10 protein-coding genes and 1 pseudogene are annotated in these 12,608 nt (G+C 68.0%); 5 read left to right on the top strand and 6 right to left on the bottom strand.

Annotation, left to right across the window (positions count from 1 at the left end; translation table 11 throughout):
- Positions 1-362: pseudogene (locus ACWDX9_RS50755) on the top strand (cobalamin-binding protein); the annotation flags it as partial.
- Positions 363-394: 32 nt separating this feature from the next.
- Here the strand turns inward: ACWDX9_RS50755 and ACWDX9_RS50750 are convergent.
- Genes ACWDX9_RS50750 through ACWDX9_RS50735 form a run of 4 tightly spaced genes read right to left on the bottom strand, consistent with a single transcriptional unit; the run spans position 395 to position 5,411 of the window.
- The gene (locus ACWDX9_RS50750; RefSeq protein WP_449968681.1) at positions 395-1,297 is read right to left on the bottom strand and encodes a carbohydrate ABC transporter permease; all 903 of its coding nucleotides are present in this window, start codon (positions 1,295-1,297) and stop codon (positions 395-397) included.
- Positions 1,294-2,175 (bottom strand): carbohydrate ABC transporter permease, encoded by an 882-nt coding sequence (locus tag ACWDX9_RS50745; RefSeq protein WP_449968679.1) that lies wholly within the window; start codon positions 2,173-2,175, stop codon positions 1,294-1,296. Before ACWDX9_RS50745 ends, ACWDX9_RS50750 begins: the two co-directional genes overlap by 4 nt.
- Positions 2,175-3,545, bottom strand: a complete 1,371-nt coding sequence (locus ACWDX9_RS50740) for an extracellular solute-binding protein (protein ID WP_363980020.1) — start codon at positions 3,543-3,545, stop codon at positions 2,175-2,177. Before ACWDX9_RS50740 ends, ACWDX9_RS50745 begins: the two co-directional genes overlap by 1 nt.
- 12 nt (positions 3,546-3,557) lie before the next feature.
- Positions 3,558-5,411, bottom strand: coding sequence for a glycoside hydrolase family 127 protein (locus ACWDX9_RS50735; protein ID WP_449968675.1), 1,854 nt, complete (start codon positions 5,409-5,411; stop codon positions 3,558-3,560).
- A gap of 124 nt (positions 5,412-5,535) precedes the next feature.
- Between ACWDX9_RS50735 and ACWDX9_RS50730 the strand changes: the two genes are divergently transcribed.
- The 3 genes from ACWDX9_RS50730 (at position 5,536) to ACWDX9_RS50720 (ending at position 10,147) form a co-directional block, all read left to right on the top strand.
- Positions 5,536-6,567 carry a LacI family DNA-binding transcriptional regulator gene (locus tag ACWDX9_RS50730; protein WP_350736589.1) on the top strand — a complete coding sequence of 344 codons (1,032 nt, stop codon included), beginning with the start codon at positions 5,536-5,538 and terminating at the stop codon, positions 6,565-6,567.
- A 109-nt stretch (positions 6,568-6,676) separates the two neighbouring features.
- Positions 6,677-8,638 (top strand): Ig domain-containing protein, encoded by a 1,962-nt coding sequence (locus ACWDX9_RS50725; RefSeq protein WP_449968672.1) that lies wholly within the window; start codon positions 6,677-6,679, stop codon positions 8,636-8,638.
- A gap of 9 nt (positions 8,639-8,647) precedes the next feature.
- Positions 8,648-10,147 carry an Ig domain-containing protein gene (locus tag ACWDX9_RS50720; RefSeq protein ID WP_449968669.1) on the top strand — a complete coding sequence of 500 codons (1,500 nt, stop codon included), beginning with the start codon at positions 8,648-8,650 and terminating at the stop codon, positions 10,145-10,147.
- Positions 10,148-10,218: 71 nt separating this feature from the next.
- Here the strand turns inward: ACWDX9_RS50720 and ACWDX9_RS50715 are convergent, their stop codons facing one another.
- Together ACWDX9_RS50715 and ACWDX9_RS50710 are read right to left on the bottom strand one after the other, a co-directional pair.
- Positions 10,219-11,469, bottom strand: a complete 1,251-nt coding sequence (locus tag ACWDX9_RS50715; protein WP_449968666.1) for a hypothetical protein — start codon at positions 11,467-11,469, stop codon at positions 10,219-10,221.
- A 40-nt stretch (positions 11,470-11,509) separates the two neighbouring features.
- Complete coding sequence (locus ACWDX9_RS50710) at positions 11,510-12,283, bottom strand: pectate lyase (protein WP_449968663.1); 774 nt, start codon at positions 12,281-12,283, stop codon at positions 11,510-11,512.
- Positions 12,284-12,465: 182 nt separating this feature from the next.
- Between ACWDX9_RS50710 and ACWDX9_RS50705 the strand changes: the two genes are divergently transcribed.
- Positions 12,466-12,608: ATP-binding protein (locus tag ACWDX9_RS50705; RefSeq protein WP_449968683.1), on the top strand; the 143-nt coding region annotated here is incomplete at its 3' end.

The following is a 12,608-nucleotide window of genomic DNA, read 5'->3' as shown; positions in this document are numbered from 1 at the left end:
GGCCGCACCTGGCCGGCCCCGAGTACGCCGCCCTCACCGGGTCCGCCGCGGACCTGGTGAGAGGTGTCGCGGAAGAGCTGACCCGGCGGGTCCCCGAGCTGGCGCCGGCCTACGCGGAGCGCAGGCTCGGACATCCCGCCGAGGACGTCGCGGCCACCATCGACCACCTGCGGGCCGCCCTGTACGTCGACGACCCCGAGCTGCTCTCCTCCTTCGCGGGCTGGATGGCGGACGTCCTCACGGCGCGGGGCATCCCGGCGCGGGTGCTGCTCCCCGTCTTGGAGGCGCTGGCCGAGCGCCTTCCCGGTTCTCCCCGCGCCCTCGTCATGCTGGAGGGGGCGCGCGACGTGGTGCGTCGGTAGCGCCGTCCGGTAGGAATGACGGGGCTTCGTCCCTAGTTCTTGATGCCTGTCAGGGTGACCCCCTCGATGAAGTAGCGCTGCATGAAGAAGAACAGCGCGATGATCGGCGCGATGATGGCCGCCGAGGCCGCCATGAGATAGCCCCACTGGGTGATGTACATGCTCTGGAACGACGCCAGCCCCAGCGACAGCGTGTAGTTCTCCTCGTTCTGCAGGTACAGCAGCGGCCCGAGGAAGTCGTTCCAGGTGCCGATGAACGTGAAGATGGTCACCACGATGATCGCGGGCTTGGACAGCGGCATGACGATCGTCCAGAACACCCGCCACGGCGAGGCCCCGTCGATGTAGGCGGCCTCGTCCAGCTCGAACGGGATCGTCAGGAAGAACTGCCGCAGCAGGAAGATGTTGAACACTCCCCCGCCCGCCCCGGCGAACCAGCTCGGGACCGTGAGCGGCGCGATGGTGTCGATCGCGTCCAGCTGCTGCCACATGACGAACGTCGGGATGAGCGTCACCGCGTACGGCAGCATCACGCCGCTGAGCAGCAGCGCGAACACCACGTTGCGCCCGCGCCAGCGCAGCCTGGAGAAGCTGAAGGCCGCCACCGCGCAGGTCAGCACGGTGCCCAGGACGCTGATGACGGCGATGACCACCGTGTTGAGGAAGTAGCGGGCGAACGGCTGGGTGGTGAGGGACTCGCTGAAGTTCGACCACTGGAACGGCGAGGGGATCCACTGGGGCGGCGAGATGAACATCTGCGCGTCCTGCATGAGCGCGCTGCGCACCAGCCAGACGAACGGCAGCAGGGTCGGGATCGACCCCGCCACCAGCGCCACGTAGAGCAGGATCCGGCCGTACCTGCGCGGTCTGCGCAGCCCCTGGGTCGGGGCCACGCCGCGCACGGTGGTCTTGTCCGGTGTCGCCAGGGCGGTCATCGCGCGCCTGCCATCTCGTAGTAGACCCAGCGGCGGGCGTTTCTGAACATGAGGAACGTGACCACCATAATGATCATGAACAGGGTCCAGGCGAGGGCGCTGGCGTAGCCCATCTCGCTCTCGGTGAACGCCTTGCGGAACAGGTAGTAGACGTAGAAGAGCGTGGCGTGGTTGGGGCCGCCCTCGGTCATCACGTACGCCTGGTTGAACACCTGGAAGGTGCCGACCACGCCGACCACCAGGTTGTAGAAGATGGTCGGCGTCATCATCGGCAGCGTGACGTGCCAGAAGCGCCGCCACGCGCCGCCGCCGTCGATCGAGACGGCCTCGTACAGGTGCCTCGGCACGCCCTGCAGCCCCGCCAGGAAGATCACCATGGTGTTGCCGAAGCCCCACGTGCTCATGATGATCATCGAGGGCACCGCGGTCGACTCGGCGTAGATCCACTGCGAACCCGGCAGGCCTCCCTGCCGGAGCAGGGAGTTCAGCAGGCCGAAGTCCGGGTTGAAGATCCAGATCCACAGGACGACGTTGGCGATGGCGGGGACGAGCGTCGGCAGGTAGAAGATCGTCCGCCAGACGGCCAGGCCGCGCACCTTCTGGTTGAGCAGCATGGCCACGGCGAAGCTGACGATCAGCACCAGCGGCACCGCGCCGAGCGTGTAGTACGTCGTGGTGGACAGCGACTTCCAGAACAGCTCGTCCTGGACCATGGTGGCGTAGTTGTCCAGGCCGACGAAGTTCGGGCTGGCGCCGATCGTCCAGTCGGTCATGCTGAAGTACGCCGACGCCACCATGGGCCCGATCGTGAAGATGACGAACCCGAGGATGGCGGGCAGCGCCATCAGGATGCCCCATCGTGTTTCGAGGCGGCGCATCACAGCTCCTGGGAGTGCTGCCAGCCCTGGAGCATGCTGGAGATCTTCGGCGCGACGGCCTTGAGGATCTCGGCGGCCGGGCGCTTGCCGGTCTCGAGCTCCTGGAGGGCGGGGGTGAGCACGTCGCTGGAGATGGTGGACATGTTCTTGACGCGGTTGCCGAACGTGGGCACGCCGTGGTCGCGCGCGTAGTCCACCACGGCCGTGCGGAACTCCGGCGGGTGGAGCTCGTTCTTGGTCCAGGAGTCGATGGAGGCCTGGTCCTCGTAGTACTTCTTCTCCTGGGGCATCCACAGGCCCTTGGCGAACAGGTCGACGTAGCGCGGGTCGTTGTGGAAGGCGAACAGCTCGACCGCCTCCTGCTCGTGCTCGGACCCCGCGAACACCGCCGAGGCGCCCGCCACCTGGGAGGAGGTGAACGGCTCCTTGTACTTGGGCAGCACGCCGATGCCGTAGTCGACCTTGCTCTCGTTCATGTCGAGCAGGCTCCAGTGACCGTCCACCACCATCGCCACCCGCTTGGTCTTGAGCAGGATGTTGGTGCCGGGCACGTCGTCGCCGGTCGCGGCCAGCTGACCCGGGCCGGGGGCGACGCGGTGCTTGTAGATGAGGTCCTGCAGGTTCTGGAACACCTGGATCGCCTCAGGGGTGTCGAGCAGGCACTTCTTGCCGGCCTCGTCGGCGAAGTCGACGCCGTTGCTGCGCAGGAACCCGTACCAGGCGGCGCCGTAGGTGATGCTGCTGGAGATGCCGAACTGCTTGATCTGCTTGGGGTCGAAGCCCGACTCGTCCGGGTGCTTGCCGTTCTGGTCGATCGTCAGCTTGTAGGCGTTCTCGACGAGCTGGTCCCACGTCCACGCGGAGGCGGCGTCGGCGGGCGGCGTCACCCCGGCGGCGGCTACGGCGGACTTGCTGTACCACAGCAGCTCGATCTCGTTCGCGGTCGCGACACCGTGCAGGTTGTCCTGGCCGCTCCACAGGTACGCGTCCGGCAGGTATCCGGCCAGCTGCGGATATTTCTTCAAATAGGGGAACAGGTTGACCAGCTTGCCCTGCTGGCCCAGCCGGTACGACATCGCCAGCGGCACGTACCCGGCGTCCGGGAGCCGGTTGCTGGCCACGAGCGTGTTGAGCTTCACGTCGTACTCGTCGGGCGTGTAGAGCGGCTTGACCGTCACCCCCGCGTGCTTCTGCTCGTACTGCTTGAGCATCCGCTCGACAGCCGCCTTCTCGAACGTCGAGCCCCAGTACATGAACTGGAGCTGCACGTTCTTGCCGCCCGAGCCGGAGCCCGAGCCGCCGCCGCAGGCCGCGGCCGCGGTGCCGAGGGCGGCGAGCCCGCCCAGCTTCAACAGGTCGCGTCTTCTCATCCGCGTCTTTCCTTACGCGAGGGGGATCCAGACCCGCATCGGGCCGCCGTCCCGGTTGTCCCACTGGAAGTAGGGGACGGCGGTCGCGGTCACGCTGGTGCTGGTCGCCAGGGTTTTCGTGGTGTACGGCAATCCGCCGCGCGGCTGGTCCACGGCGGCGGCGTCGGTTTCGATCAGTACGGTGCGCCCGACGCCCGGGAGGTCGTCCACGGGCTTCAGACGCAGGGGTGCCTGGGGGCTCAGGGCGAGGTCGTCCACCTCGACGCCCTCGGGCTGGTCGGTCTGCTCGAAGCAGTAGACGAGCGGTCCGCGCTCCAGGGCCACGCTGCCCCGCAACGCGTCGATCCTGCGGTGGGGGTGGACGATCCTGGGCGTCATGTCGAGCCGGAGCTCGACCGTGTCGCCCCGGCGCCACTGACGACGGATACAGAAATATCCGTCGTCGGCGGCTTGGGCGGGGCTGTCATCGATGGTGGTGTTCTCGCTCCAGGCGGGGATGCGCAGCGCGAGCTCCCATTCGCCCTCGTCCTCGATCGTGATGCGGACGAGCCCGTCCCACGGGTAGTCGGTCTCGATCCGGACCCGGCCGTTCACGGTGCCGGGGACGTACTGGTGCAGCTGGAGGCCGGCGTCGGTGGTCGTGGCCAGGTAGGAGCCGAGCGAGGCCACCAGGCGCATGATGTTCGGCGGGCAGCAGGCGCACGCGAACCACTCCCTGCGCCGCCCGAGATAGGCGTCCTCGACGAGGTCGGAGCGGCGCTGCAGCGGGTTGACGTAGAAGAAGCGCACGCCGTCGGCCGACGTGGAGGCGGCGAAGGCGTTGTAGAGCGTGCGCTCGATCAGGTCGGCGTGGCGGCCGTGGCCGGTGGCCAGGAGCAGCCGCCAGTTCCAGTGGATGCTCGCGATGGCGGCGCAGCTCTCGCTGTAGGAGCGGTCGGAGGGCAGCTCGTACCGCTCGCCGAACGCCTCGCCGTCGTGGCGCGAGCCGTGGCCGCCCGTGATGTACGTCTTGGTGGCGACCATGTCCTCCCAGCGGCGCAGCGAGCACTCCAGCAGCGACTCGTCACCGGTCTCCAGGTAGACGTCGACGATGCCGGCCTCCAGGTAGAGCTGGCGCACGGCGTGCCCGACCGCGGTGCCGGCCTCGCGGACCGGCAGGTGGTCCTGGGCGTACAGCATGCCCATGCCGCTGTCCTTGATGAGGCCCTTGCCGCGGTTGTCGATCAGCTTGGACGCCAGCTCCAGGTACGTGCGCTCGCCGGTCAGCCGGTACAGCTCGACCAGCGCGGTCTCGACCTCGGCGTGGCCGTCGATGCCGTCGTTCCCGCCGGTCAGGAACTCCTCCACCAGGTGGTCGGCGAAGCGCCTGGCGACCTCGACCACCCCGTCGCCGATCCCGGCGCGGGCGGCGGCCACCGCCGCCTGGAACAGGTGGCCGGCGCAGTACATCTCGTGGCTGTACTCGAGCTCGGCGTAGATCTTGTCCGGCTTGACGACCTGGTAGTGCGAGTTGAGGTAGCCGTTGTCCCGCTGGGCCTTCTTCAGCACGGCCGCGGCCTGGTCGGCGAACTCGGCGTACGCTGGCTCAGGGGCGCGGACGTACTCCCACGCGATCGCCTCCAACTGCTTGTAGAGGTCGGAGTCCTGGAAGCGGTAACCCTGGAAGGGCCCTTCGCCCTCACCTCCGGCGCGGCGGAGGTTGGGCAGCACGCCCGAACGCTCCATCTGCTCCAGGCCCAGCGGGATGCTGTCCTCATGATTGATCCGCTGCCATCGCGCGAACGGGCCGCCGGTGATGACGACGTCATTGATGCCGATCGGCCGCCACAGTGCCCGACTGGACGGAACGACAGGACTCTGGTGCATCAAGCTCCTCAACCTCAACTCGGGGCCTCGCTGAGAAAACCTTGGGAATAGGTTTTCTCAAACGGAGGGTAAGGTGTGATACATCACAGGTCAAGAGCGGATGCTTGTGCGAAAGGGGACTCGGTTGATCAGTCCTTCGGATGGGACGGCGAAGACCATCACGATCAGGGACGTTGCGGCCGCGGCCGACGTGTCGATCGGCACCGCGTCCAAGGCGCTCAACGGCCGCGGCCGGATGCGGGACGAGACCCGCGACCGGGTGCTCGCCGCCGCCGAACGGCTCGGCTTCCGGCCCAATCCGCTGGCCCAGGGGCTGCTGGCGGGCCGCACGTACACGGTGGGCCTGGTCACGGGCGACAGCTTCGGCCGCTTCAGCATCCCGGTGATGCTGGGCGCCGAGGACGCGCTCGGCGCGGGGCAGATCTCGGTGTTCATGTGCGACACGCGCGACGACCCGATCAGGGAGCGGCACTACGTCGAGCGCCTGCTGGCCAGGCGCGTCGAGGGCATCATCGTCACGGGGCGGCGCACCGAGCCGCGCGCCGGCATCGGCCATGACCTGCCCGTTCCCGTCGTGTACGCGATGACGCAGTCGACCGACGACTCGGACGTGTCGATCATCCCGGACGACGAGGGCGGCGGGGCGCTGGCCGCCCGCCACCTCATGGCGACGGGCCGCACCCGCATCGGCCACGTCACCGGGCCGCAGCGCTTCCAGGCCGCGCGGCGGCGCGCCCAGGGCCTGACCACCGCCCTCGCCTCGGCCGGGCTGTCACCGGCGGGCGAGATCCTGTACGGGCAGTGGAGCGAGGAATGGGGGCGGCAGGGGGCCGACGTGCTGCTGCACGCCGCGCCCGACGTGGACGCCATCTTCTGCGGGAGCGACCAGATCGCCCGCGGGGTCGCCGAGACGCTGCGCGAGCGGGGGCGGCGGGTTCCCGAGGACGTGGCGCTGGTCGGGTTCGACAACTGGGAGCCGATGGCGCTGGGGTGCCGGCCGCCACTGACGACCGTGGACATGAACCTGGGGGAGATCGGCCGGATGGCGGCCCGGCACCTGCTGGACGTCATCGCGGGCAAGCCCGCCACCGGCGGCGTCACGATCGTCCCGGCCAGCCTGGTCCTGCGCGAGTCCACCCGCCGCGCCGCCCCGTAGCGGAGGGAGCTGCAAGGCGCTGCAAGGGCGGCGGATGGGGTTGACCGGTGCTGTGTAACACCTTACTGTGCGCCAGGGAAAACCTATTCCCATCCTTAAAGGAGTCCGGATGGACCGAGGATGCCGCAGCGCCCCGAAAGCCGCCAGGGGCGCCAGGCGAATCACCGTGGCGGCAGTCGTACTCGCCTCCTTACTCACCGGCGTGTCGCAGCCCGCGCACGCCGCCGCGCCGACCGCGACGGTCGTCGACATGTTCGGCAGGACCGTCAACGACTACGGCGTCAAGCTCGTCGACTGGCAGGGCTACCTGGCCAACCCGTACGTCGAGCTCACCGTCAAACCCCCGACCGGCGTCCAGTACCCCGTCACGATCGACCTCAAGGCCGAGGGCACCTCCAGGCTCATGATGGACCTGCCCAGCCAGCTCACCGCCACCGGCGCCACCAAGACGCTGACGTTCGCGAGCGCGAGTGACCAGAAGGTGTTCCGCCTCGCGATCCACTCCAAGCGGGGCCCCGGCCAGGATGAAAGTTACACGCTCAAGCTGAACATCCGGGACGGGTCCGGCACGACGACCCTGCAGCAGATGCCGATCCGGGTGCAGCAGGACGAGAAGACCGCGCTGCAGCCCAGCCTGCCCATCAACTTCGACTACCGCTACGACAACATCACCGGTTACTTCAACGAGCCGAACTTCCGGAACGCCGCCGAAGAAGCGGTGAAGGACTGGTTCAGGTTCTTCGACATGCAGCCGTTCGACACCGTGGCGGCCGGGGCGGAGAACAACCACCTGCCGGGCAACGACTGGCAGAACAACATCAACGTCACCAACAACGCCGCCTACAACGGCATGTACGTGTTCTTCCGCGGCATCCAGACCCCGTACTCGACCGGCTACCCCGCCGCCAACGGCAAGTACAGCACCCGCGGCGGCCAGCAGCTCGCGGGCCCGCTGCACCGCTCGACCGCGATGATCTTCGAGTACGACGAGGCCGGCAAGCAGCTGTTCACCTCCCTGGCCGACGAGGACTGGTACAAGACGGAGATCGCGGGCTCGGTGCTCGACGTGCACGGGCTGGTCATGCACGAGTACGGCCACGCCGTCGCCTACCACAGCGACTGGGCCGGGATGCGCTCCTACGTGGCTTCCGGTGGCAATGACCCCGATGTCGTCGCCTACGAGGGCTACCCCGTCCCCCTGGACAGCAGCTACCACATCCCCGGCGACCAGAAGTACTGGGACCGGCTCAGCGGCCAGAACGGCGGCTGGACCCACATGTTCCCCACCCGCCGGTGGATGCTGACCAAGCTGGCGCTGCTGGTCGCGGAGAACGCCGGGTGGAAGCTCAACCGCAACCTCACCCCGTTCCTGCCGCCGTCCATCGTCACCACCTCCCTGCCGTCGGCCACGCCGGGCACGGCCTACAGCCAGACCCTTCAGGCCAAGGGCGGCGTGCCGTTCTACGACTGGCAGGTCACCGGCGGCTCCCTGCCCGCGGGGCTCACGCTCGACCGGTTCACCGGCGCGATCAGCGGCACCCCCACCACGGCCGGGACGTCCAGTTTCACCGTCCAGCTGCGTGACTACGACAAGCTCAGCACGCCGCAGACCAGGACCTTCCAGCTGACGGTCGGCACCGGCGGCGGCACCTCCACCAACGTGGCCGGCAGCGCGACCCCGTCGGCGTCGTACACCTCCCCGTGGGAGAGCGTGGCTGCCATCAACGACGGCATCGACCCGCCCGGCTCGAACGACACCGTCAACCGCCGCTGGGGCACCTGGCCCAACACCGGCAGCCAGTGGGCCGAGCTCACCTGGCCGTCCGCCCAGACCCTCAAATCCGCCGACGTCTACTTCTTCGACGACGCCGACGGCGTGCGCCTGCCCGCCTCCTGGAAGCTCCAGTACTGGAACGGCAGCGCCTACGTCGACGTCCCCGGCACGTACCCGACCGCCGTCAACGCCTACAACAAGGTCACGTTCAACCCGATCAGCACCACACGACTACGCGTGGTCCTGCAGAGCGGCCAAGCCTCGGTGGGACTGCTCGAAGTGAAGGCCTACACCTAGAAGGGTTCAATGCGGAAGATCGCCATCTTCAGCGCGCTGGCTGCCCTGGCCGGCGCGCTGTCGGTCCCCTCTCCCAGCCTCGCCGCACGCCAGCCCGCTCCCGCGCTGGACGTGTTCGACATCTTCTACCGCAAGGTCAACGACTACGGCGTCCAGCTCGTGGACTGGCAGGGCTACCTCGCCAACCCCTACATCGAGCTCACCGTGCGCGCGCCGAAGGTCCCCGGCATCCAGTATCCGCTGAAGGTGGATCTGCAGGCCAAGGGCACGTCCCGGCTGATGTTCAACATGCCGAGCGAGCTGACGGCCGCCGGGGCGACCAAGTCCTTCACGCTCACCGGCCCCGCCGACCGCGAGGTCGTACGGCTGGCCATCCACTCCAAGCAGAGCGGCGGCCAGGACGAGCAGCACCAGTGGATCATGAAGACCACGGACGCGAGCGGCGCCACCGGCACCCAGACCATGCCGATCCGGGTGCAGCAGGACGAGAAGACCCCGCTCAAGCCGACGATCCCCATCGACTTCGACTACCGCTACGACGACATCACCGGCTACTTCAAGGACCCCGGCGTCCGCAAGGCCGCCGAGGCCGCGGTGCGGAACTGGTTCGCGTTCTTCGACCTGCAGCCGTTCGACACGGTCCCGGCTGGCGACGAGGTCAACCGGCTGCCGGGCGATGACTGGCAGAACGAGGTCGAGGTCTCCAACGCCAAGCCGTACAACGGCATGTACGTCTTCTTCCGCGGCATCCAGACCCCGTACTCGACCGGCTACCCCACCATCAACGGCAAGTTCCACACCCAGAACGGCAAGCCCACCCCCTACCACCGCTCGACCAGCATGATCCTCGAGTACGACGAGCAGCTGATGAAGCTGTTCACCTCGCTCAAGGACGAGGACTGGTGGAAGACCGACCTCGGCCAGGTGATCGACGTCGAGGGCCTGGTCATGCACGAGTACGGCCACGCGGTCGCCTTCCACAGCGACTGGCAGGGCATGGCCGACTACGTGGCCTCCAAGGGCAAGGACGACCAGGAGGTCATCGACTACCAGGGCTACCCCGTACCGCTCGACACCAGCTACCACGTGCCCGGCGACGACCCGTACTGGGACCGGATCAGCGGGCAGAGCGGCGGCTGGCGGCACGTCTTCCCGACCCGCAGGTGGGAGCTGACCAAGCTGTCACTGCTGATCGCGGAGAACGCCGGCTGGAAGCTCAACCGCAAGCTGACCCCGTTCCTCAAGCCCTCGATCGAGACCGCCACCGTGCCCGCCGCCACGGTCGGCGCCGCCTACCAGCACAAGCTCGCCGCCAAGGGCGGCGTCCCGTTCTACGACTGGCAGATCACCGGCGGCGCTCTGCCGGAGGGGCTCACCCTCGACAGGTTCACCGGAGCCGTCACCGGCAAGCCCGCCAAGGCCGGGTCGTACGAGTTCACCGTCCAGCTCAGGGACTACGACAAGCTGAGCGCCCCCGTCACGCGTGACTACATGCTCACCGTCGGATAGCACGAAGGAGGGCGGCGGAGACCCCGCCGCCCTCCCCCTTTCGTCTTTCGTCTTTCGTCTTTCGTCTTTCGTCAGAGGCCGTAGCGGCTCTTCAGGTGCCGCCACCAGTCCCGGAACATCCACTTGTCGAACTCCGTGATCTGCGTCGCGCTGCCCGCCTTCATCAGGAAGCAGCACTGGCCCGTCGGAGTCCAGTCGTAGAAGTCGTCCAGGCCGAACGAGTGGCCCATCTCATGCAGCAGGATGTGGATGTTGTCGGCGTTGAGGTTCGACATGTAGTACTCACTGCCGATCCGCTGCCCCCAGTCGCCCCCGGCTCCCCCGCCGAACCCGGCGGTCAGCCAGAGCGACATGTCGTAGTGGTGCGAGGCGCCGCCCGGGCAGTTGGGGTACTGGCCGCTCTGGTTGAAGAACCGGCCGCAGGGCTCGGAGCACTGGGGCGCGTTCTCGCGGATGTTGTTGACGTAGATGTCCACGGAGTTGTCGCTCCACTGCAGCTGCGCCCGGTCCCGTACGGCCCAGCCCACGACCTTGACCGGCACGTTCGCGTAGGGCCAGCCGTTGTGGCCGGCCATGACGTCCATCCACTTCTTGAACTGGCGGCCCAGCGCCGCGTGGATCTGGTCACGCTGCGCCGCGGTCACTGTGGCGGTGGTGTCCCAGCGTACGCAGTAGTTGATCGAGCCGCCGTTGGCCATGATCTGGTCCCAGCCGTAGTTGCGGAACCCGTACAGGTTGGGGTACGTGCTCTCGACGTGCTGCCAGACCTCGTTGAGCGGGGTGACCAGGTTGGCGGGCGGGTTCCAGTTCGAGGTGCCGCCGCCGGAGTCGGGGGCCCACGCCTTGACCTCCAGCAGGCCGACCGAGCCCGCGCCGCTCTGCAGCTGGACGCGCAGGCGCGTGGTGCTGACCTGCGTGAAGGTCACCTTGTTGTAGGCGTTGACCGCGACCGGGTACGAGGCGGAGATGTCGACGTAGGCGCTGCCGTTCCAGTACTGGAGCTTCCAGGAGGCGGGGACGCGGACGCCGCCGCCGTCGTCGAAGAAGTACACGTCGGCGCCCTTGAGGTTCTGGGTCGAGCTCCAGGTGAGCTCGGCCCACTGGGTGCCGGTGTTGGGCCAGGTGCCCCAGCGGCGGTTGACGGTGTCGTTCGAGCTCGGCGGGTCGATGCCGTCGTTGATGGCCGCCACGCTCTCCCACGAGGAGGTGTAGGAGGCGGACGGGGTCGCGCTGCCGGCCACGTTCGTGTCGGCCAGGGCGTTCTGGATGGGTAAGAAGAACGTGATGATCAGGAGGAGGGGCAGGACGGCCAATCGTTTCATTCGGGCCTCTCTGGTTGTGGTAGCGCTAACATTCGAGGGATCACCGGTAGGTGATGTCGGACGAAGAGTAGATGCAGTTCACGCCGTCGGCCCCGGATCCGATCTTCACCGGCTCCTGGCCCTTGGGGACGCCCCGGTACTTCTCGCAGATGGTCGCGCTGCCGTACACGGTGATCCGGCTGAACCTGGCCGTGTCGCCCCAGTTCGTGTTGATCCCGGCCAGAACCTTGGTGGTGCGGACGGTGACGCCGTCCATGACCACGTTCCGCCGGTAGGAGGTGGAGCAGTTGCCGCAGGCGCGGTAGAGCTTGCCCGAGCCGTGCACCTGGAAGTTCCTGATGGTCAGCGTGCCTGCGCCGTTGTGCTGGAACACCTTGTCGGAGGCGGACTTGGCGCCGCCGCCGTCCACCAGGTAGGTCGCCGACGAGCTGGACGACTTGAACGTCGCGGCGTCCTCGCCCACGTCGTTCCACCACACGTTGCGGATGGTGCACGAGCCCTCGCAATGGATGCCGTCGCCGGCCGGTGCGTCGATGATGACGTTCTGGATGGTGCCGCCGTTGGCCACGACGAACATCGGATCCTGGCTCTCGCCCTGGCCGCCGTCGCCGATGCCGTAGTAGCGCTTCATGCCGCCGTCGAAGAACGTGCCGGCGTTGCGGGTCGAGGTGAGGTGCACGCTGCCGGTGTCCGAGGGCCAGGGGCCGCTGCCGTCGGTCGGGGCTGCCTGCGCGGGTGGCGCCGCGGTGACGGCGGCCAGCAGTCCGGCGGCCATCGCTGTGGCCACCACGGTGGAACGGAATCGGAATGTCAAGGTCGCTCCCTCTTTGGTAAGCGCTTTCCCAACGGGACTGAACCGCGCCTGCTTTGATCGCACGGGCACGGGTCCACGTCAAACCGGGGACGGGGCGGTCGCCGCCGACCTGCGGGTTCGGGCTGAAAGTTTCATCTTTCCCGGGCCCCTGAATTGTCGGCCCGGCCGCGTAGGGTGCCCGCATGGCGATGCTCATCGGGAGGGAGCGACCCGTGGCCGTGCTCCGCGGCGAGGTCGAGCGCACGCTCGACAGCCACGGCGCGCTGGTGCTCGTCACCGGCGAGGCGGGCATCGGCAAGAGCGCCCTGGTGGCGGGCGCGGCGGC

It is taken from the genome of Nonomuraea sp. NPDC003201 (assembly GCF_053590415.1).
Note: the sequence above shows the minus strand (reverse complement) of the source record. Positions and strands in the feature narration are given on the sequence as shown.